Origin of the sequence: uncultured Oscillibacter sp. (assembly GCF_900544955.1) — a bacterium.
Taxonomy (GTDB): domain Bacteria; phylum Bacillota; class Clostridia; order Oscillospirales; family Oscillospiraceae; genus Oscillibacter.
Map to the genome: position 1 here is coordinate 17138 of NZ_UQXD01000022.1, position 21713 is coordinate 38850.

At 65.3% G+C, this 21713-nt stretch carries 17 protein-coding genes; 7 read left to right on the forward strand and 10 right to left on the reverse strand.

What is annotated here, in order from left to right; all coding sequences use genetic code 11:
* Positions 1 to 118 precede the first annotated feature (118 nt).
* Both QZS21_RS06790 and QZS21_RS06795 read right to left on the reverse strand, forming a co-directional pair.
* Positions 119 to 1804, reverse strand: coding sequence for a peptide ABC transporter substrate-binding protein (locus QZS21_RS06790; RefSeq protein WP_295581648.1), 1686 nt, complete (start codon positions 1802 to 1804; stop codon positions 119 to 121).
* Between the two features lie 276 nt (positions 1805 to 2080).
* Positions 2081 to 3238 (reverse strand): DEAD/DEAH box helicase, encoded by a 1158-nt coding sequence (locus QZS21_RS06795; protein WP_295581650.1) that lies wholly within the window; start codon positions 3236 to 3238, stop codon positions 2081 to 2083.
* Positions 3239 to 3532: 294 nt separating this feature from the next.
* Here QZS21_RS06795 and QZS21_RS06800 point away from each other — a divergent pair, with 294 nt between their 5' ends.
* Positions 3533 to 3739, forward strand: a complete 207-nt coding sequence (locus QZS21_RS06800; protein WP_295581653.1) for a helix-turn-helix domain-containing protein — start codon at positions 3533 to 3535, stop codon at positions 3737 to 3739.
* A 44-nt stretch (positions 3740 to 3783) separates the two neighbouring features.
* Here QZS21_RS06800 and QZS21_RS06805 read toward each other — a convergent pair whose 3' ends face one another.
* The 8 genes from QZS21_RS06805 to QZS21_RS06840 form a co-directional block, all read right to left on the reverse strand.
* Positions 3784 to 4419: a hypothetical protein gene (locus tag QZS21_RS06805; protein WP_295581655.1), complete on the reverse strand. Its 636-nt coding sequence runs from the start codon at positions 4417 to 4419 to the stop codon at positions 3784 to 3786.
* Positions 4416 to 4889, reverse strand: coding sequence for an RNA polymerase sigma factor (locus QZS21_RS06810; protein ID WP_295581657.1), 474 nt, complete (start codon positions 4887 to 4889; stop codon positions 4416 to 4418). The genes QZS21_RS06805 and QZS21_RS06810 overlap by 4 nt, the downstream gene beginning before the upstream one ends.
* Before the next feature lie 165 nt (positions 4890 to 5054).
* Entirely contained in the window at positions 5055 to 7484 is a 2430-nt protein-coding gene (locus QZS21_RS06815) for a glycogen/starch/alpha-glucan phosphorylase (RefSeq protein WP_295581660.1), read from the reverse strand.
* A gap of 9 nt (positions 7485 to 7493) precedes the next feature.
* Positions 7494 to 9473, reverse strand: coding sequence for a glycogen synthase GlgA (gene glgA / locus QZS21_RS06820; protein WP_295581662.1), 1980 nt, complete (start codon positions 9471 to 9473; stop codon positions 7494 to 7496).
* A gap of 85 nt (positions 9474 to 9558) precedes the next feature.
* Positions 9559 to 10671: a glucose-1-phosphate adenylyltransferase subunit GlgD gene (glgD, locus tag QZS21_RS06825; protein WP_295581665.1), complete on the reverse strand. Its 1113-nt coding sequence runs from the start codon at positions 10669 to 10671 to the stop codon at positions 9559 to 9561.
* Positions 10668 to 11876 carry a glucose-1-phosphate adenylyltransferase gene (locus tag QZS21_RS06830; RefSeq protein ID WP_295581667.1) on the reverse strand — a complete coding sequence of 403 codons (1209 nt, stop codon included), beginning with the start codon at positions 11874 to 11876 and terminating at the stop codon, positions 10668 to 10670. Before QZS21_RS06830 ends, glgD begins: the two co-directional genes overlap by 4 nt.
* Positions 11873 to 13798 carry a 1,4-alpha-glucan branching protein GlgB gene (gene glgB, locus QZS21_RS06835; protein ID WP_295581669.1) on the reverse strand — a complete coding sequence of 642 codons (1926 nt, stop codon included), beginning with the start codon at positions 13796 to 13798 and terminating at the stop codon, positions 11873 to 11875. Before glgB ends, QZS21_RS06830 begins: the two co-directional genes overlap by 4 nt.
* The gene (locus tag QZS21_RS06840) at positions 13753 to 14031 is read right to left on the reverse strand and encodes a hypothetical protein (protein ID WP_295581671.1); all 279 of its coding nucleotides are present in this window, start codon (positions 14029 to 14031) and stop codon (positions 13753 to 13755) included. Before QZS21_RS06840 ends, glgB begins: the two co-directional genes overlap by 46 nt.
* Positions 14032 to 14162: 131 nt before the next feature.
* Here QZS21_RS06840 and QZS21_RS06845 point away from each other — a divergent pair, with 131 nt between their 5' ends.
* The 6 genes from QZS21_RS06845 (at position 14163) to QZS21_RS06870 (ending at position 21546) form a co-directional block, all read left to right on the forward strand.
* Entirely contained in the window at positions 14163 to 14984 is an 822-nt protein-coding gene (locus QZS21_RS06845; protein WP_295581673.1) for a TSUP family transporter, read from the forward strand.
* A 153-nt stretch (positions 14985 to 15137) separates the two neighbouring features.
* A complete protein-coding gene (locus QZS21_RS06850) occupies positions 15138 to 15680 on the forward strand; it encodes a stage V sporulation T C-terminal domain-containing protein (RefSeq protein ID WP_295581675.1) in 543 nt (180 codons plus the stop codon).
* Positions 15681 to 15962: 282 nt separating this feature from the next.
* On the forward strand, positions 15963 to 17357 hold the full coding sequence (locus QZS21_RS06855) for a sodium:alanine symporter family protein (protein WP_295581677.1): 1395 nt from the start codon (positions 15963 to 15965) through the stop codon (positions 17355 to 17357).
* A gap of 83 nt (positions 17358 to 17440) precedes the next feature.
* Positions 17441 to 18580 (forward strand): GTP-binding protein, encoded by a 1140-nt coding sequence (locus QZS21_RS06860; RefSeq protein ID WP_295581679.1) that lies wholly within the window; start codon positions 17441 to 17443, stop codon positions 18578 to 18580.
* Between the two features lie 25 nt (positions 18581 to 18605).
* Positions 18606 to 19538, forward strand: coding sequence for a GTP-binding protein (locus tag QZS21_RS06865; RefSeq protein WP_295581681.1), 933 nt, complete (start codon positions 18606 to 18608; stop codon positions 19536 to 19538).
* Between the two features lie 133 nt (positions 19539 to 19671).
* Positions 19672 to 21546, forward strand: a complete 1875-nt coding sequence (locus QZS21_RS06870; RefSeq protein WP_295581683.1) for an LTA synthase family protein — start codon at positions 19672 to 19674, stop codon at positions 21544 to 21546.
* Positions 21547 to 21713 lie beyond the last annotated feature (167 nt).

Consider the following 21713-nt stretch of genomic DNA (forward strand, 5'->3'; position numbering starts at 1 on the left):
CCCGGAACCCTGGGGGTTCCGGGAATTTTTTTGTCCCCAGGCCCCTGCGGACAGGTCCCCCCCGGCAGGCGCAAAAAGAGCACGGGGCGCCCTGGGGCGCCCCGTGCTTTTGGTTCTTTTATCCGTTTCTGCTCACCACGCCGGAGAACACGAACCAGCCGCGGGCGTCCCGGCAGGCGCCGGTCAGCGTCTCTCGCAGCTCCCAGTCCGTCTCCCGGGTGTAGAGGGGCACCAGGGGGTAGTCCGTCAGCAGCAGCTCCTCCGCGTCGTGGAGGCAGCCCATCCGGGCGGTGCCGTCGGCGGCGCTGGCGATGATCTCCATCAGGGTGTCGTAGGCGCTGTTGGAATAGCCCGTCACGTTGTCCGGGCTTGTGGAGGTCCACTGCATCAAGAAGCACTCCGCGTCGTTGCCCACGGCCCCCAAATCCGCGCCGGCGATGCTGTACGCGCCGGTGCGCAGGGCGGCCCACAGCTCCTGCTCCGTGACGCCCCGGGGCGTCACGCGGACCTGGAGCACGTCCTGCCACATCTGGCACAGCGCCAGGGCCACGGCGGCGTTGCGGTCCGACTCCACATACAGGTACTCCAGCTCCCCCAAGGCCCTTCCGCCGTCGTACCCAGCCTGTTGCAGCAGCTCCAGGGCCTGGGCGCAGCGCTCCTGGTACAGCGCCGGATCATTGTCCAGCAGCGGGGCGTCCGCCCCCCGGAAATCCGACGCCTCGTCCTCCGGCACCCCGGGGGGCACCAGGCCCTCCGCAGGCAGGGCTGTCACGCCGGCGGCGGCCACCAGGGCGTTGCGGTCCACCGCCATGGCCAGGGCCTGCCGCACCGGGCCGTCCTGGAACGTGTTGCAGTTGAAGAGCACCGCGTAGGTGGACAGCTCCGGGACACCGGCCCACTCCTCCCCGGCGGAGCGCTGCGCCAGCTGCTCCTCCGTCAGGGGGGAGACCCCGTCCACCGTCTTCTCCTCATACAGCCGCCAGGCCTCCGCCGCGGTGGCGGCGAAGTGGAAATCCAGGGCCTTGGGCCCCGCCTGGGTGCCGTAGTACCGCTCGCTCTTCACCAGACCCAGGGGGCCGCCCGCCTCGTAGGACGCCGCCTGGTAGGGGCCGTTGGTCACCAGGGCGGTGGGGTCGGACCACCAGCGGGCGTCGCCGGTCCGCCCTGCCTCCTCCGCCTGGAGGTTCTTCTCCTCCGCCGCCTCCTTCAGCTTTTGCAGCACGTCCTTTCGCAGAGGCATGGTGGCGGGGGAGGTGCACACCTCCGTCAAAAACCAGTCGTAATTGCCGTCCAGCACCACGATCAGGGTGCTGTCGTTTTTCGCCGTCACCTGGAGCTGGGTCATGTCCCCGGAGCTCCGGGCCGCGGCGTAGCCGTCCACCACCGACAGCAGCTCCGCATAGGGGGACTGGCTGGCGGGGTCCGCCAGGCGCTGCCAGGCGTACACGAAATCCGACGCCCGCACCGGCCGCCCGTCGGACCACTTGGCGCTGCGGAGGCGGAAGGTGTAGGTCACGGTGCCGTCGTAGTTGGCATCCCGGGTGACGTCCTTGGCCATGCCGCCGGTGACGGTGGTCTTGCCGGTGACGTCCACCGTCACCCGCATCAAATTCTCATAGAGGTGGGCCAGGATGGTCTGGTCCCCGGTCTCCTCGGCGTAGATGGGGTCCAGGGTCACCGGGGTGTCCCCCACGCACACGGACAGGGCCACCCCGTCCGCCGCCTCCCCGGCGCAGCCCGCCAGCACCGCCATGCACAGCGCCGCGGACAGCGCCGCCGCCCCCAGCCGCTTCCAAAGATTCATGCAACCGCTCCTTCTCTCAATGGAGTAAAAAACAGGTGCCGCAACAGGCAGCACCCCAGCGTTTCTCACAGATCGGAGTTATTATAAAGAATTTTTTCGCCGATGTAAAGGCGCGGTCCCCAGATAGTAACAAAAAATGACAAAATTTAAGGATTCGTTCACAAATGGTCCGGTTGCGGCGGGGGCCGTTTCCTGCTATACTGAGAAAAACCGTCCGCTTCCGCCGCTCCCGTGCAAAACGGATGGCCGGGCGTCTGCCCGGCCATCCGTTTTTTCTTACTCCAGCACCGCCAGCTTGCCGTTTTCGTCAAACCGCACGGGGGTGATCTCATTCCGGGTCTTCTGGGCGATGTCGTCGATCCGCATCTTGGAGGGATAGTCCGCGATGAGGCTCACCGCCACACCCCGGCGCTTGGCCCGGCCGGTGCGGCCGATGCGGTGGACATAGTCCTGGTTCTCGTCAGGCACGTCGCAGTTGAACACGATGTCCACGTCGTCCACGTCGATACCCCGGGCCGCCACGTCGGTGGAGACGAAGACCTGCAGCTCTCCCCGGCGGAACCGGTCCATCACCTCTTCCCGCTTCTTCTGGGGGATGTCGCCGTGGATGCACTCGGCGTCGATGCCCTGCATCTGGAGGAACTTGGTGATGCGCTCCGTGGCCCCCTTGGTGTTGCAGAAGGCCATGCACCGGTCAAAGCCGGTCTCCCGGAGGATTTTGGCGATGACGTCGGCCTTCTCGTTCTGGGACACCTCCATGCGGAACTGCTTGATGTCCGGTTTGTTGGCCTCGTCCTCCCGGACGGTGACCTCCGCCGCGTCCCGCTGGTAGACCCAGGCGATGTCCATGACCTCCCGGGAGATGGTGGCGGAGAAGAGCCCCAGGTTCTTTCGCTTGTCCATCTTGTCCAGCAGGCGGGTCACGTCGTGGATGAAGCCCATGTCCAGCATCCGGTCCGCCTCGTCCAGCACCACGGTCTGGGCGGTGTCCACCCGAACGGTGCGGCGCTTCATGTGGTCGCTGAGGCGCCCGGGGGTGGCCACCACGATCTGGGGCCGCTTTTTTAGCGCATCGATCTGCTTGCCGATGGGCTGCCCGCCGTAGAGGCAGACGCTGCGCACGCCGGCGCGGAAGGCGGCAATGTCCCGCAGCTCCCCGGTGATCTGGATGGCCAGCTCCCGGGTGGGGGCCAGAATCACCGCCTGGACGCTCTCATCCTCCGGGTCGATGTGCTCCACAATGGGGATGCCGTAGGCAAAGGTCTTGCCGGTGCCCGTGGGGGCCTTGGCGATGACGTCCTGCCACGCCATCATGGGGGGGATGCACCCCGCCTGGACCGGGGTGGACAGTTCAATATTGCGCTGCCCGATGGCACGCATGATCTCCGGCGACAGCCCCAGGCTGTCGAACCGGACGCCCTGTGTAAATTCCATAACGTATTTCCTCTTCTTTATTGCGTATGGTAGTATTATACCCGCATTTTCCCAACTTGTAAAGCGCGGACGGCGCTCTCCGGCAAAGAGGTTGGAATTCTTCATCAGATGTTGAAAAAGTTAGTAAATTTCTGCGCAAAGTGCCAATAATTCCGTCTAATCCGCGAAAAAATATGGCGCTTTTGTAGTAAAATTGTGTATTGTGTCAATAATGGTCCTGCCTTTTTATGCTAAATTATCCTTGTGAGTAGCGGTCAGAGACAGCACATGCGGGAGGTGTCGCACGTGGGAGAGATGGACTACGTACGCATTTTGCGTGATTTACGGGAAGATGCCGACAAGACCCAGACTCAAATCGCCGAGGTCCTGGGCACTTCCCAGACGATGTACGCCCGGTATGAACGTGGAGCGAATGAACTGCCCATCCACCATTTGATCACCCTGAGCAAGTACTACGGTGTCAGCACCGACTATCTGCTGGGGCTCAATAAGGAGCGGTGAAAAAAAGCGCGGACAGAAGGTTCTGTCCGCGCTTTTTGATGGTCTTATTCCCCCGCCGTGGCGGTAGTGGTGACGGTGGTGGTGTTTTCCACCGTCTCACTGCTGCCCTTTTCACCGACGACGGCGGCTCCCGTCTTCATGTCCTTCAGGTCCTCGCTGCTGGAGGTGGAGCGGTGGGTGATGCCGTCCTCGCCGGTGACCTCCTCCACCATGGTCCAGTCCTTCAGGGTGCCGGTGACGTCCACCTGAATGCGGTTGCGGCCCGTCTCCTTCTCAAAGTGGTAGGCGCCCTCCGTCTTCATGGCGTCGGTGATGTCCAGGTCCTCCCCCGCCGCGTGGAGCATCATCCGGTCACCGGACTGGGTGATGGTGCTGTTGTCCGTCACGGTGAGCTGGTAGGTGTTGCCCTCGGCGTCCTTGGCCTCGTACTGGCTCTCGTAGCCGTCGCTCCACACCTGCCGCAGGCTCTGGAAGAGCATCCCGTCGGTGGCCAGGTTGGCGGCCCCCGCGGTGGCCGCCAGGGCCAGGGTCATGGCGGCGGCAATGGCCGCGGCCCGCAGGCACTTGGGAATGCGCTTGCTGTGAGTTCTCTGTTCCTTCATAAGAAAAACCTCCTCTTTCGCTCTGTCGGAGGCCCGGAGCCTGGAAAAGGTCTCCTGATACAGCTTCTCGTCAATCATGTCTCTGCCTCCTGTAAGATCAGTTTCAGCTGCCCCCTGGCCCGCATGAGCCAGGTCTGGACGGTGGACGGATTGGCGCCCAGGGCGGCGGCAATCTCCCCCACGGCGTACCCCTCGTAATAGTGGAGGTACACCACCGCCCGGTATTTTGACGGCAGGGACATCACCTGCCGGAACAGCTCGCTCTGGGCCGGCGTGTCGAATACCGCCGTCTCCTCCGCCTCCTCCAGGGGGCCGTGGCGGCGCCAGGGGGAGCGAAGCAGCTGCTTGCAGCCGTTCACCGCCACCCGCACCACCCAGTACCGCTCATGCTCCGGGGAGTCGAAGGGCTTCTCCGCCTCGTAGAGCTTCAGCAGCGTCTCCTGCATGATGTCCTCCGCGTCCGCCCGGTTTTTCAGATAGCTGAACGCCAGCCGGAACACCATGTCGCCATAGCGCTCCACCGCCGCTTCGAATGCCGTGTCCGTCAATATCTTCTCACCTCGTCTGCTGTGAAATGGGCGGCGGGGCCGCCCGGAAAGGCCTTTCTATGGGGAATATCCATCAGGGCGGGGAAATATCTCACAACCCGCCCCTTTTTTCACTGACAAAAAAATCCCCCGGGTGCAGGCGATGCCTGAACCCGGGGGATTTCCTCACTTGTGGGGCACGTGCCAGATGTTGTCCGCGTACTCCGCCACGGCCCGGTCCGCGGCGAAGATGCCGCTGCGGGCGATGTTGTGCAGGCTCATGCGGTTCCACTGGGCCGGGTCCGCGTAGGTCTGGGCCATCCGCTTCTCCGCCTGGCAGTACGCCTGGAAGTCCGCCAGCAGCAGATACTCGTCGGCGGGGCTGCCGCCGGAGCCGAAGAGCAGCCGCTGGTACAGATCGTCGTAGCTCACGCCGTCCCGGAAGCCGGTGCGCAGGGCGTCCAGGCAGCGGCGCAGGGTGTCGTCCCGGCTGTAGAGCCGCTGGGGCACGTAGCCCTCGTTTTTCAGCCGGGCCACCTCCTCCGCCCGCAGGCCGAAGAGGAACATGTTCTCGTCCCCCAGCACCTCGTGCATCTCCACGTTGGCGCCATCCAGGGTGCCCACCGTCAAGGCGCCGTTCATCATGAACTTCATGTTGCCGGTGCCGCTGGCCTCCTTGCCGGCGGTGGAAATCTGCTGGCTGACCTCGCTGGCGGGCATCAGCTGCTCCGCCAGGGACACCCGGTAGTTCTCCAGGAACACCACCTGGAGCTTCTCCCGGCAGACGGGGTCATGGTCGATCTGGTCCGCCAGGGAGTTGATGAGGCGGATGATCCGCTTGGCCACCGTGTAGCCCGGCGCCGCCTTGGCGCCGAAGAGGAAGGTGTGGGGCCGGGTGATGGCATTCGGGTCGTCCTGCAGGCGCTGGTAGAGGGTGATGATGTGCAGCACGTTCAGAAGCTGGCGCTTGTACTCGTGGAGCCGCTTCACCTGGACGTCGAAAATGGCGTCGGGATTCAGCACCACGCCCCGGGTCTTCTTGGCGTACACCGCGAAGGCCTCCTTGTTGGCCCGCTTGATGGCCGCCAGCTGCTCCAGCACCGACGCGTCGTCGGCGTAGTCGTCCAGCTTCCGCAGCGCCGTGGGGTGCATGAGGTAGTCGCCGCCGCCGGTGAGGTCCCGGATCAAGCCGTCCAGTCCGGGGTTGATCTCGCTGAGCCAGCGGCGGTGGTCGATGCCGTTGGTGACATTGAGGAACTTCTGGGGCTCCATGCCGTAGGCGTCGCGGAACACGTCCCGGCGCAGAATGTCGGAGTGCAGGGCGCTGACGCCGTTGACGGCCATACCGCCGGCGATGCACAGATTGGCCATGCGGACCTCGCCGCCCCAGATGATGGCCATGCGCTGGGTCTTGGCGGGATCGTGGTAGAAGGTCTCCACCCGCTGCTGCCAGCGGTTGGAGATCTCCACGATGATCTGCCAGATGCGGGGCAGGAGCTGCTGCATCAGCGTCTGGGGCCAGCGCTCCAGGGCCTCCGCCAGGACGGTGTGGTTGGTGTAGGCCACGGACCGGGTGGTGATGGCCCAGGCCTCCTCCCAGTTCATCCCCGCCTCGTCGATGAAAATCCGCATCAGCTCCGGCACCACCAGGGCCGGATGGGTGTCGTTGATCTGGATGACGTTCTTCTCATGGAAGTTTTTCAGCGTGCCGTAGGTGTCCAGGTGCTTGGTGGCGATGGACTGGACGGTGGCGGAGACGAAGAAGTACTGCTGCTTGAGCCGCAGGGACTTGCCCTCGTAGTGGTTATCCTCGGGATAGAGGACCTTGGCGATGGTCTCCGCCATGGCCTCCTCCTCCGCCGCCTTCAAATACTCTCCCCGGGAGAAGAGGGACATGTCCACCGGCTCGGTGGCCCGGGCGTCCCACAGCCGCAGGGTGTTGACGTGCCCGGTGTCGTAGCCCGCCACCACCATGTCGTAGGGGATGGCCCGCACGGCAGTGGCGTCCTCGTTGACGATGTGGAGGTGGCCGTCGTTCCAGAACTCCCGGAGGGTGCCGCCAAAGTGGACCGTCTGGGCCTCCTCCGGCTTGGGCAGCAGCCAGGCGGCGCCCAGGTCCTTCCAGTTGTCCGGCAGCTCCACCTGCTGGCCCTCCACGATCTTCTGCTTGAAAATGCCCAGCTCATAGCAGATGGAGTAGCCGGTGGCGGGAATCTCCAGGGTGGTCATGGAGTCCAGGTAGCAGGCGGCCAGGCGGCCCAGGCCGCCGTTGCCCAGACCCGCGTCCGGCTCCAGCTCGAAGATGTCGCCGGCCTTGAAGCCCATGTGCTCCAGGGCCTCCCTCAACTGGGGCAGGAGGTTCAGGTTATAGGCGTTTTTCATCAGGCTGCGGCCCATCAAAAATTCCAGAGACAGGTAGTGCACCTGCTTTTTGTGCCCCCGGCGGGTCTCCTTACCGCTCTCCACGCCCCGGGCGGCCATGACGTCCCGCAGGACCAGGGCGCAGGATTTCAGCATCTCCTGCTCGCTGGCCTCCTCCGGCGCCTTGCCGAAGTTCAGCGCCAGCTTGGCGGTGAGAGCGTCCTCCAGTGTTTTTGTGGTAAATGGTTTCGTCATTGGGTTACCTTACTCCGCCGCGTCCTCCTTGACGGCCTTGGCGGCGGGCCCTTTCTTTGAGGTTTTCTCTTTTCTGACGGCCGGTTTTTTCCCGGCCGGCGTTTCCTTGGCGGCCCTGGCGGCAGATTTCTTCGCCGCGGGCTTCTTGGCCGCAGACGCCTTCCGGGCGGCGGCGGGTTTTCTGGCGGCCGTCCTCCCGGCCGCGGATGCCTTGGCCGGGGCCGCGGGCTCCTCAGCAGGAGCGGCCTCCACAGCAGGCGCGGCTTCCTCAACGGGGACAGCCTCCTCGATGGGAGCGTCCTCTTCCACGGAGGCACTCTCCTTGGCGGGGGCCACTTCCTCTACGGGAACCGCCTCCTCGATGGGCGCAATCTCCTCGATGGGCGCAATCTCCTCGACGGGGACAGCCGCTTCCACAGGGGCGGCCTCCTCAGCGGGAGCCGCTTCCTCAACGGGAGCAGCTTCCCCCACGGGCATCGTCTCCTCCACAGGAGCGGCCTCTTTCGCGGGAGCATGTTCCTCCTCGGGCGCGGCCTCCACGGCCACAGGCCAGGGTTGGCCGGTGATGGCCGCGTATATGCGCAGATACTCCCGGGCGCTGCGGGCCCAGCTGAAGTCGCACTCCATGGCCCGGCGGCGCAGACGGCCGAAGGCGTCGGGGTAGTCCTTGTACAGGTACACCGCCTCCCGGACCACGTACAGCATGTCGCCGCCGGCGTAGTTGCGGAAGGAGAAGCCGTTTCCGCTGTCCCGCCAGGACTCGTAGGGCTGGACGGTGTCCTTCAGCCCGCCGGTCTCCCGCACGATGGGCACCGTGCCGTAGCGCATGGCGATCATCTGGCTCAGGCCGCAGGGCTCGCTCTTGGAGGGCATCAGGAACAGGTCCGCGCCGGCGTAAATGGCCATGGACAGCTGCTCGTCGTAGCCAAGCTGGATCGCCATGCGGCCGGGGTACTGCTGGACGGCCCAGCGGAAGAAGTCCTCATACTTCTGGTCGCCCGTTCCCAGGACCACCAGCTGCATCGGAAGCTCCATCATATCATGAAGGACCTCGCAAATCAAGTCTAAACCCTTGTGGGACACCAGGCGGCTGACAATGGCCACAATGGGGGTGTGGGGCTCCTGGTTCAGCCCCATCCTCCTTTGCAGCTCCGCCTTGTCCAAATCCTTTCCGGACATATCCTGTGCGGAAAAGCGGGCCTGAATACGGGGATCCGTCTCCGGATTGTACAGCTTCATGTCGATGCCGTTGAGCACGCCGGTGAGCTTGTACTCGCAGCGGCGCATGATGTTCTCCATCCGGTGGGCGAAATAGGCCATCTTCAGCTCGTTGGCGTAGGTGGGGGAGACGGCGTTCACCGCGTCGGCGCAGAGGACGGCGCCCTTGAGCAGGTTTACGTCCCCGTCCATCATGATGGTGCCGTCGGCGGCCCAGCCCTCGTTCAGGCCGAAGAGATCCCCCAGGGTCTCCTTGCCGTAGCGGCCCTGGTACTCGATGTTGTGAATGCTGAGGGCGGTTTTGATGGAGCGGTACCGGTCCTCCCGCACGCCGTCGTCCTTCAGGTAGATGGGCACCAGGGCGGTCTGCCAGTCGTTGCAGTGGATCACGTCGGGCCAGAACTGCATGTGGGGCAGCATCCGCACCACCGCCCGGGAGAAGAAGCCGAAGCGCTCGCCGTCGTCCAGGTAGCCGTACAGGTCGGGGCGGTCGAAGTACTGCTCGTTGTCGATGAAATACCAGGTGACGCCCGCCCGCTCCAGGGAGAACAGCCCGCAGTAGCTGTGGCGCCAGGCCAGGTCCACGTAGTCGTAGCACACAAAGGTCATCTCGCCGCCGAAGCGCTCCCGCACCCGCCGGTACAGCGGCAGCACCACGGCGACCTCCGCCCCCTGCTCCGCCAGCGCGCCGGGCAGGGACCCCGCCACATCCGCCAGGCCCCCGGTCTTACAGAAGGGGACGGCCTCACTGGTTGCATACAAGATTTTCATAAGTAAACTCCTTTTCATATCGTGGGTCTCCGAAAAGCCCCGTATCAACGGGGCAAAGGGGGGACGACGTCCCCCCTTTGAGACCTTATACCTTGCTTCCCTTGGACAGCACGATGGGATAGGTGGCGTGGCCCATCAGCGTCCGGTCCTCCAGAATCTCCACATCCTTGTCCGAGATGACGTAGGACAGCCGGGCGTTCCGGCGGACCGCCGTCTCCTTGAAGAGCACGCAGTTGTGAATCACGGCGCCCGGCCCCACCACCACGCCGGGGAAGAGGATGGAATTCTCCACCGTGCCCTCGATGCGGCAGCCCTCGGCCACCAGGGAGTTGACACAGCGGCCGTCGGCCCCCACATAGGTGGAGGTCTTGTCCGCCCCCTTGGCCCGGATGGGCCGCTCCGGCGTAAACAGCTCCGCCCGGATGGCGGGGTCCAGCAGCTGCATGCTGCGGTCGTAATACTCCTGGACGGAGCGGATCTGGGCGGCGAAGCCCTTCCAGATATAGGCGCGGAGGTTCAGCGCGCCCTTCTTGGCCCGGAGCACGTCCCGCCGCCAGCTGTACTGGTCCTTGGCGGAGCACTCGTCCACCAGCTCCTTCAGCAGCTCCGTGGAGAGGATGTACACCTCCAGCCCCCGGAAACCCCGGGGGTGGTGCAGGTTGTACAGCACCTCCGTGATCCGGCCCTCGCCGTCCATCTCGAAATAGGAGCCGTCGGCGGTGGCGAAGCTGTCGTTGCCGCACACCACCGTAATGTCGGCGCCGGATTTGATGTGCTGTTCCTGGATTTCCGCCAGGGGCAGGTTCACCACCAGGTCGCCGTCCATCAGCGCCACATAGTCCTGGCGGATGGTGCTCAGGTAGCTGCGCACGCCGGCCAGGGCCTCGATCTTGCCCCGGAAGGGCATGACGCCCCAGTTCTTCTGATAGTTGAAGGGGGGCAGCACCCGCAGTCCGCCGTGCTTGCGGCTCAGGTCCCAGACCTTGCCGGTGCCCAGGTGGTCCAGCATGCTCTGGTAGCGGCCGTGGAGCACCACGCCCACGTCGGTGACTCCCGCGTTCACCAGGTTGGACAGGGCGAAGTCCACCGCCCGGTACCGGCCGCCGAAGGGGACGGAGGCCGAGGAGCGCAGCTCCGTCAGCTCCCGCAGGTCGTTGCGCTTTTCATAGGAAAAGATGATGCCGTGCAGTCCGTTCATTTGGACACCTCCTCACCGTTGCGGTCCAGCATGATGCCGGGACGCACTTCCTTCCCCGCCGCCAGCTCGCAGTGGGGCGCCAGGACCGTCAGTCCCCAGGGCAGCGGGGCGGCGCCCTCCGGCGTGCCGCCCACGCGGCAGTCCCTGCCGATACGGCAGCCCTCGCCCAGAATGGCGTACTCCACCACGGCGCCGTCCTCCACCACGGTGTCGGGCAGCAGCACCGAGTAACTGACCCGGGCGCCCTTGCCCACCCGCACGTTGGAGGAGAGCACGGAGTTTTCCACCTGGCCCTCCAGCACGCTGCCCCGGTTGAAGGCGCTGTGCTGCACGCTGCACTCCCCGCCCAGGAAGGTGGGCGGCGCGTTGACGGAGCGGGCGTAGATGGGCCAGGACTCGTCGTGGAGGTCCAGGCCGGACTCCGGGGAGAGCATATCCATGTTGGCGTCCCACAGGGACTCCAGGGTGCCCACGTCCTTCCAGTACCCGGCGAAGCGGTAGGCCGCCATCCGCTCCCCGTTTGCCAGCATGGCGGGAATCACGTTTTTGCCGAAGTCGTTCTCGGAGGCCGGGTCTGCCTCGTCCTCCGTCAGGTATTTGCGCAGGGTCTTCCAGGAGAAGACGTAGATGCCCATGGACGCCAGGTTGCTCTTGGGCTCCTTGGGCTTTTCCGCAAACTCGGTGATCATGTCCTCGCCGTTGACGCTCATGATGCCGAAGCGGGAGGCCTCCGCCCAGGGCACCTCCATCACGGAGATGGTGCAGGCGGCCCCCGCCTCCTTGTGGCGGGCCACCATCTGGGAGTAGTCCATTTTATAGATGTGGTCTCCGGAGAGAATCACCACATAGTCCGGGTCGTACAGATCGATGAAGCCGATGTTCTGGTAAATGGCGTTGGCCGTGCCCTTGTACCAGGTGCCGCCCTTGCTGCTCATATAGGGGGGCAGGATATGGACGCCGCCGGTGGACCCGTCCAAATCCCAGGGCTGGCCGCTGCCGATGTAGCTGTTCAGCTCCAGGGGGCGGTACTGGGTCAGCACGCCCACGGTGTCGATGCCGGAATTGGTGCAGTTGGACAGGGGGAAGTCGATGATGCGGTATTTGCCGCCAAAGGGGACCGCGGGCTTGGCCATCTCCCCGGTCAGAACATACAGTCTGCTGCCCTGGCCGCCGGCCAGCAGCATGGCGATGCACTCTTTCTTCATTTTTTCACCAGCTCCTTTGTTGCCTCTTTTTTCTTCCTGGGTTTGGGATAGGCGCCCTCGCCCCGCAGGAACACCGCGCCGAAGGCGGGGATGCGGATGGCGGCGGAGTGCTCCTTGCCGTGGGAGGGAATCGCCTCCACCGGCACGGGCGCCTGGTCTGCGAAGCCGTCGCCGCCGTAGGCCGCGCCGTCGGTGTTGAACACCGGCGTATACTTCCGGTGGGCGGGGACGCCCACCCGGTAGTTTTCATATGTATTGGGTGAGAAGTTCACCGCGCACATCAGGTCACGGCCCTTCTTGTCCTTGCGCAGGAAGACCACCACGTTGTTGTGGTTGTCGTCGGGCACCAGCCACTCGAAGCCCTCCCAGCCAAAGTCGATCTCCCACAGGGCGGGCTCCTTCTTGTAGAAGGCGTTGGCGTCCTTGAAGAACTGGTGGATGGCCTGATTCTCCGGCCGGGCCAGCAGGTGCCAGTCCAGCTGGCCGTGGTCGTCCCACTCGTGCCACTGGCCCAGCTCCGGGCCCATGAAGAGGAGCTTTTTGCCGGGGTGGGCCAGGAGGTAGGCGTAAAAGCCCTTCAGGCACCGCAGCTGGTTTTCGTAGTCTCCGGGCATCTTCCCCACCACGGAGCCCTTCATGTGAACCACCTCGTCGTGGGAGATGGGGAGGATAAAGTTCTCCGAGAAGGCGTACATGAAGGAGAAGGTGATGTCCTTGTGGTGGTCCTGGCGGAACCAGGGGTCCAGCTTCAGGTAGTGGCACATGTCGTTCATCCAGCCCATGTTCCACTTCAGGTTGAAGCCCAGGCCCCCCACGTCCGGGGGCCGGGTCACCAGGGGCCAGGCGGTGGACTCCTCCGCGATCATCAGCACGCCGGGGTTGGCGGCAAAGGCCATGGCGTTCAGCTCCCGGAGGAAGTCGATGGCCTCCAGGTTCTCGTGCCCGCCGTGCTTGTTGGGCGTCCAGGCGCCGCCCTGGCGGCCGTAGTCCAGATACAGCATGGACGCCACCGCGTCCACCCGCAGCCCGTCGATGTGGTACTCGTCCAGCCAGAACCTGGCGGAGGAGAACAGGAAGCTCTTCACCTCCGGCCTTCCGTAGTCAAAGACCCGGGTGCCCCAGCCGGCGTGCTCCCACTTGTTGTGGTCGCTGTACTCGTAGCAGCAGGTGCCGTCAAACTCATACAGGCCCTGGGCGTCCTTGCAGAAGTGGGCGGGCACCCAGTCCAGCAGGACGGCGATGCCGTTTTTGTGCATATGGTTGACAAACCACATGAAGTCCTTGGGGGTGCCGAAGCGGGAGGTGGGGGCGAAGTAGCCGGTACACTGATAGCCCCAGGAGTCGTCCAGGGGGTGCTCCGTCACCGGCAGCAGCTCGATGGCGGTGTAGCCCATCTCCTTGACGTAGGCCGCCAGCTCCCGCCCCAGGTCCCTGTAGTCCATAAAGTCCCCGTTCTCCCGCTTTTTCCAGGAGCCCAGGTGGACCTCGTAGATGTTCAGCGGCGCGGCATACACCGGGGTCTCCGCCGCCTTTTTCCGGAAGGCGCCGTCGCTCCAGCGGAAGCCGCCGATGTCGTAGAGCTTGCTGGCGGTGCCGGGGCGGGTCTCGGTGTGGAAGCCGTAGGGGTCCGCCTTCATGCGCACCGCCCCGTCGGCGCCGGTGACGGCATATTTGTACACGGTGTAGATGGGCAGGCCGGGGATAAAGCCCTCCCACACCTCCCCCTTGCGGGAGAGCTTGTGGGCCTTTTTGTCCCACTGGTTGAAATCCCCCACCACGGACACGCTCTTGGCGTGGGGGGCCCAGACCCGGAAGCCCCAGCCCTTCTGGCCCTTCCGCTCCTCCGGGTGAGCGCCGAACCAGCGCCAGCCCTCGGTCAGTTTTCCGGCGTGAAACAGCTCGGCCTCTTTTTGCTTTGCCATGTAAAAACTCCTCTCGCCCCCAGCTTCTTCCAAAAAAGTGGGCAGCTCTTCGTTGAATTTCCCAAAGACTCCCTTTTGGTACCTTTCCCTTTTTCTAGATATTTATGGTACTTATTATACTTCCTCCCGGAAACAGCGTCAAGGATGCCCCCGTCGAAAAAGCCGCCCCTCCTTTGGGACGTTTCCCCAATTGTTTCTCTGTTTTCACGGTATTTTTTGTGCTTTTTTGTCAAAAAAGTCAGTCATTTTCACATTTTTAACATGGTGCATTCCCCGCCGCCGGCCATTCCGATTTGATTTTACCGCGTCCGCCTGATAAAATGGGTTGAATTTTGTCAAATGCGAGATTTTCGGGAGGTGCCCCATGGACGCGATTCTCTCTCTGCTGCGGGGCGGAACGGTGGACGGCTTTCCCCTGTGGACCGTGCTGCTGATCTGTTTGGGCGTGTTTCTGGCGGGACTGATGGACGCCATCGCCGGAGGGGGCGGCATTCTCTCCGTCCCCACCTATCTGCTGGCCCTCTCCGGCCTGCCCACCTATTACGTGCTGGGCACCAACAAGCTCTCCTCCTGCGTCGGCACCCTGTTCTCCACCGGCCGCTTTATCAAAAACGGCTTTGTGGACTGGGGGCTGTTCGCCCCGGCGGCGGCCCTCTCCCTGCTGGGGTCCCTGGGGGGCACCTGGCTCCAGCACCGGACGCCGGACGCCGTGCTGAAATGTCTGCTGCTGGCGGTTTTGCCGGTGGTGGCCGTCCTCACCCTCCGGAGCCGGGACTGGCCGGAGACGCCCGGGGCGCTGGACCCCCGGAAGCGGGCCGCGGTGGTGTGGGCCGCCGCCCTGGTGGTGGGCGCCTACGACGGGTACTACGGTCCCGGTACCGGCACCTTCCTTATGCTGCTCTTCATCCGCCTGGCCAAGCTGGACACCCGCCGGGCCGCCGGCGGGGCCAAGGTCATCAACCTGGCCTCCAACCTGGGCGCCCTGGCCGCGGCCATCGCCTCCGGCTACGTGTTTTTCGGCGTGGGGCTCATCGCCTCCGCCGCCTCCGTCGCCGGCCACTACCTGGGGGCGGGGCTGGCCATCCAAAACGGCAGCCGCATCGTCCGCCCTGCGGCGGTGCTGGTGCTGGTGCTGCTCACCGTCAAAATCGGCAGCGAGCTGCTGTTTCCGAATTTCTGGCACTGACGCCGCCAGACGCGGGCCGCCCCAGGGCGGCCCGCGTTTTTCCAAATGAAACCACTTTTCCATTCGCATAGGGGGAAAAATCCTGCGGATACTATCTTTTGCCAAGGCAACCTGCGCTGAAAAATTAAACAGACAAAGGAGTTTTCGATAAGTATGAAGGCAACTGGAATCGTGCGGCGGATCGACGATTTGGGCCGGGTGGTCATCCCCAAGGAGATTCGCCGCACCATGCGGATTCGGGAGGGCGACCCACTGGAGATTTACACCAGCCGGGACGGCGAGGTGATTTTTAAGAAGTACTCGCTGCTGGGCGGCGTGGAGGATTTCGCCGGACAGCTGTGCGAAACCATGAGCCGCTCCACCGGCAGCATCTGCGCGGTGACGGACCGGGACACGGTGATCGCCGTGGCCGGCGGCGGCAAGCGGGAGCTTCTGGGCAAGCGCATCACGCCGGAGCTGGAGCAGGTCATGGAGAACCGCCGCATCTACCAATACACCGGAGAGGGCGTGTCCATCCCCGTGTCCGACGGCAGCGACAAGCTGCTGGCCAGCGTGGCGGCCCCCATTCTGGCGGAGGGGGATCTGCTGGGGCTGGTGCTGTTCATCTCCCCCGCCCCCATCACCGCCAGCGGCGAGACGGAGTACAAGCTGGCCCAGACCATCGCCGCATTCCTGGGCAAGCACATGGAGGGCTGACCCTCTTCCCAACAGGCCGCGGGCATGCCCGCGGCCTGTTGCGTTTCTCCAGGGGCGCTCGGCCCGCTGTGCGCAGCCGCCGTCCGCTTACAGCGGCCCACACACGTACAGACCGGAAGAACGGTCCCCGGCGCACACGCCGCCGGGGAAGCGGACGGGAGGCTCTTGGCCGCTGCAGGGTCGTTTCCACAGGTTGAGGCCGCGGGTACACCCGCGGCCCGGTTTCCGTCATGCGCCGCCGGGGCAGCCGCATAGGCTAATGGACAAAGGGGGCGGTTTTTTATGACGCTGGCGGACTGGATCACATGGGCCGACGACCTGCTCTGGGGCCCGGGGACGCTGGTGCTGCTGATGGGCACCGGAATCTTCCTCACACTGCGGCTGCGGCTGCTGCCCTGGCGGAACCTGGGCTACGCCCTGTCCAGCGCCCTGGGCCGGGAGGCCCGGGCCACGGAGAAGCCCGGGGACGTCTCCCCCTTCTCCGCCCTGATGACGGCCCTGGCCGCTACCATCGGCACCGGCAACATCGTGGGGGTGGCCACCGCCCTCACCGCCGGAGGGCCGGGGGCGCTGGTGTGGATGGAGCTGTCCGCCCTCTTCGGCATGGCCACCAAGTACGCCGAGTGCATGCTCTCCGTGCGGTTCCGGAAGAGGAACGCCCGGGGGGAGATGTCCGGCGGCCCCATGTACGTCCTGCGGGACGGCGCGGGCCTGGGCCGCCTGGGGGCGGCGCTGGGGGGCGTGTTCGCCCTGTTCGCCGTGTGCGCCTCCTTCGGCATCGGCGGCATGACCCAGGCCAACTCCATCGCCGGGGCCCTGGAGGCCACCTTCGGCGTCCCAGCCGGGGTCTGCGGCCCGGTGACGGCGGGGCTGGCGCTGGTCATCATCCTGGGCGGCATCCGCTCCATCTCCGCCGTGGCGGACCTGGTGGTGCCCGCCATGGCCCTGTTCTACCTGGCGGCGGGGGCGGCGGTGATCGTGGGAAACCTCCCCCACCTGCCGGAGGGCCTGGCGCTGATCCTCCGCTGCGCCTTCACGCCCCGGGCGGCGGCGGGGGGCGCGGCGGGGGCCGCCCTCTCCTGGCTGGACGCCGCCCGGTGGGGCGTGGCCCGGGGGGTCTTCTCCAACGAGGCGGGGCTGGGCTCCGCCGCCATCACCGCCGCCTCCGCCTCTACCGACAGCCCCGTCCGCCAGGGCTACATCAACATGACCGGCACCTTCTTCGACACCCTCGTCATCTGCACGGTGACGGGGCTGGCCATCTGCTGCTCCGGCGCCCTGGGCGCCGTGGACGCCGCCGGGCAGCCGGTGGACGGGGCGGCTCTCACCATTCTGGCCTTCCAGTCGGTGCTGGGGCCCCTGGGGGGCGTGTTCGTGGGCGCCGCCATCGTGCTCTTCGCCTTCTCCACCATCCTGGGCTGGGAGTACCAGGGGGAAAAGGCCTTTGAATACCTCTTCGGCACCCGCCCGCTGCTGCTGTACCGGGTGGCCTTCGCCCTGGCGGCGCTGTGGGGGGCGGGGCAGCACACGGAGGTGGTGTTCCGCCTCTCGGACGTCTGCAACGCCCTCATGTGCATGCCCAACCTCCTCAGCCTCCTTCTGCTCTCCGGCACCGCCGCCCGGGAGACCCTGGCGTTTCAGGCGGTTCTGCGGGCAAAACGGCGGCAAAAGCTGTAAATTTTCTGTAACGGCGTTGCATTTTTTCAGTTTGATGGTATGATAGGTGCGATGTAGAAATTTAATGCAAAGGACTTGATACCATGACGAAAATCGACATCATCTCCGGCTTTCTCGGCGCCGGAAAGACCACCCTCATCAAAAAGCTGCTGGCGGAGGCCTTCCCCGGCGAAAAGCTGGTGCTTATCGAAAACGAGTTCGGCGAGATCAGCATCGACGGCGGCTTTTTGAAGGAGTCCGGCGTCCAGATCTCCGAGATGTCCTCCGGGTGCATCTGCTGCTCTCTGGTGGGGGACTTCCACCAGGCGCTGAAGGACGTGGCGGAGCGGTTCCAACCGGACCGCATCCTCATCGAGCCCTCCGGCGTGGGCAAGCTCAGCGACGTGATCGTGGCGGTGGAGAACACGGCGGCGGACGTGCCGGAACTGCGGCTCAACAGCTTTGTCACCGTGGCCGACGCCACCAAGGTGAAGGTCTATATGAAGAATTTCGGCGAGTTTTACAACAACCAGGTGGAGTCCGCCGGCACCATCGTCCTCTCCCGCACCCAGAAGCTGAGCCAGGAGAAGCTGGAGGCCGCCGCGGCCATGCTGCGGGAGAAGAACCCCGGCGCCGCCATCCTCACCACCCCCTGGGACCAGCTGGACGGGAAGGTGATCCTCTCCGCCATGGAAAAGGTGTCCCTGGCGGAGGAGCTGCTGGCCAAGATGCGGGCGGAGCACGAGGCCGAGGAGGCGGAGCACCGCCACGCGGAGGACCACGAGGGCCACTCCCACCACGAGCACGAACACGAGCACGAGCACGAGCATGAACATGAGCACCACCATGACCATGAACATGACCACGAGCACCATCATGACCACGAACATGACCACGAACATGACCACGAGCACCACCACGGCCATGCGTGCGAGGACCCGAACTGCTCCTGCCACCACCATCACCACGCCGACGAGGTGTTTGCCTCCTGGGGCCGGGAGACTCCCAAGCCCTTCACCCAGGCGGAGATTCAGCGCATTTTGGAGGCGCTGGACTCCGGCGCATACGGCAAAATCCTGCGGGCCAAGGGCATCGTGGGCGGACCCGACGGCGCGTGGGTGGAGTTCGACTACGTGCCGGAGGAGCACGACATCCGCCCCGGCCGGCCGGACTACACCGGCCGCCTGTGCGTCATCGGCGCGGAGCTGAACGAGGACATGCTGGCAGAGCTGTTCGGCCTGTGAGCCCGGAAAGGAACGAAACGGTACCATGGCTGATATTCCTGTTTATCTGGTCGCCGGCTTTCTGGACGGCGGCAAGACCAATTTCATCAACGGCATCCTGGAGGACGGCTTCGCCCGGAAGGAGCGGACGCTGCTGATCTGCTGCGAGGAGGGCGAGGAGACCTACGAGCCTGCCGCCCTGGACAACGTGACGGTGGTCACGGTGGAAGAGGAGGCGGACCTGAAGTGCTCCCAGCTCAAGGCGTGGGAGAAGCAGTACCGGCCCAAGCAGGTTCTCATCGAGTACAACGGCATGTGGCAGATGGAACGCCTTTACAGAGAGGTGCTGCCCGCCAACTGGGTGCTCTACCAAATCATGACCTTCGTCCACGCCCCCACCTTTGAGCTGTTCGCCAAGAACATGGGCCAGTTGATGATGGAGAAGATCACCAACGCGGACATGCTGGTGTTCAACCGCTGCACGCCCGCGCTGCGGGACGCCCTGCGCAAGCGGAACCTGCGGATGGTGAACCGACGGGCGGACATCTACCTGGAGATGGAGGACGGCACCAGCGAGGACTACCTCACCGGCGACGAGTGCCCCTTCGACCTCAGCCAGGAGGTCATCGAGATTCCCGACGACGACTACGGCGTGTGGTATGTGGACGTGATGGACCACCCGGACCGCTATGCGGGCAAGCTGGTCCACATGAAGCTGGTGATGTGCCACTCCAAGAAGTACCCCGGCATCCACTGTCCCGGCCGCTTCGCCATGGTGTGCTGCGAGAACGACGTGCAGTTCCTGGGCCTCATCGCCAAGGGCGTGGGGCTGAACCAGTACGAGAACCGGGACTGGCTGGAGGTCACCGTCCGGATGGCGGTGGAGAACCACACGGCCTACAACGGCAAGGGCCCGGTGATGCACGTGCTGTCCGCCGCCCCCTGCGAAAAGCCGGGGCAGGAGGTCGTCACCTTCTGATCCCTCCTCCGCAAAAAATACCCCCTGTTGGAAAACAGGGGGTATTTTCTTTCTCTCCGGGCCCCGGGGCTTGCGGACCGGCGCGCCGCGCATTATAATAAAGCATATTCTCACCAAGGAAAGGACAACCGCTTTGAAACGTCTCTCCAAATACCGCCTCTCCCTGCCCCTGGCCCTGGCGGCCGCCGTGGTGCTGGCGGGGGCCGTCACGCTGCTGGCCCTGTGGTGCCAGCCCAACGCCCTGCGGGCCGTGCTGGCCAATTTCAGGGCCCAGCCCCTTCTGATCGTGCTCAACGCCCTGCCCATCGGCCTTTTGCTGCTGGCGGCGGCCTGCCTCTGCCGCAACGTCTTCTTCGGCGCGGCCCTGGTGAACCTGGGCGTGTGCGCCCTGTCCATCGCCAACCGCATCAAGCTGGAGGTGCGGGACGAGCCGGTGTTCCCCCGGGACTTCGGCCTCCTGAAAGAGGTGGGCAGCGCCATGGGGGACTACGACATCCGCTTCCCCGCCGCCGTCATCGCCGCGGTGGTGCTGTTCACCCTGGCGCTGGCGGTTCTGGGGCTCTTCATCGGGTGTAAGCCCTTTCCCCTTGTCCGCCTCCGGGGCTGGCCGGGGCGCCTGCTGGGGGCCGCCGCCTCCCTGGCCGTGCTGACCGGGCTGATTTTCACCGTCTACGCCTCCGACGCCCTGTACGGCTCCTTCCGGGTGTCCAACCCCTACTATATCCCCTCCGTGTTCAACGAGCTGGGCTTTCCCTACTGCTTCTGCCACCAGTTCACCACCTGGCCCATCGACAAGCCCGAGGGCTTTTCCAGGGCCGCGGCGGAGGGCTGGGAGGCGGAGGCCGTTCCCTCCGGGGACGCCCCGGCGGTGAGCGTGGTGATGGTGATGAACGAGGCCTTCTCCGACGTCACCGACCACCCCGCCCTGGCCTGGGAGGAGGACCTGCTGCCCAACCTCCACGCCCTGGAGGCGGACCCCCACGCCCTCTCCGGCCGGGTGGTGGTGCCGGGCTTTGCCGGCGGCACCGCCAACACGGAGTTCGACGTGCTGACGGGGATACAGACCAACGCCCTCTCCGCCTCCACCACCTCCGCCTTCCGGGTGGTGAACCGGAATCTGGACAGCCTCTTCCGGGTCTACGGCGGCAACGGCTACCACACCTCCTTCTTCCACCCCGGCGACGACTGGTTTTACAACCGGGAGAACGTGTACCGCTGGCTGGGGGCGGAGGAGACGGTGTTCGCCGATCAGATGGAGGACCTCCGCTACAAGGGCCGCTGGGTGACGGACGACTACGCGGCGGAGCTGATCGAGGGGGCATTTGAACGCGCCGCTGCCCAGGGCCAGCCCCTGTTCCACTACACCACCACCATCCAAAACCACATGTCCTACACCGCCGACAAGTACGGCGCGGACCACACCTACCCGGCGGCGGTGACCTCCCTGCCCCTGTCGGACCAGGCCCGGACGCTGCTGGAGGTCTACGCCGAGGGCGCCCGGGACGCCGACGCCATGCTGGGCCGCCTGCAAGCCTACTTCGCCGCCCGGGAGGAGCCGGTGGTGCTGGTGTTCTTCGGGGACCACCTGCCCTACCTGGGGGACAACCAGCTGTGCTACGGGGAGCTGGGGATGACCCAGGAGGCGGCCTGGGGCCCCTTGACCTCCTATGAGACTCCCTATGTGATCTGGGCCAACGACGCGGCGGCCCAGGCTCTGGACTGGGACCGGGCCGCCGCCTCCCTGGACCTGCCGGAGGACGGCCAACTCTCCGCCGCCTTCCTGGGCGCGGCAGTGCTGGAGCTGACGGGCCGGGGCGAGGAGACCCCCTGGTTCGCCTTCCTGAACCGCCTGCGCCGGGAGGCGCCGGTGGTGCAGAAGGAGTACTGCCTGCTGGCGGACGGGGCGCTGGTCCGCCAGGCAGACCTGGCGGGCGCCCCTCTCCAGGAGGAGCTGGGGCAGTGGCGGCAGTGGAGTTACTACAAGCTGCGCTACAAGGACCTGCCGTGACCACCCGCCAGATGGCCCTGGGCGGCCTCCTCACCGCCCTGGCGGTGACGTTTCTGCTGCTGGGGGGCCTGCTCCCCCTGGCCGCCTACTGCGGCCCCGTGCTGGCCATGGCGGCGCTGCTGCCGGTGCAGGAGGAGGCGGGCCCCCGGGCGGCGGCCGCCGCCTAC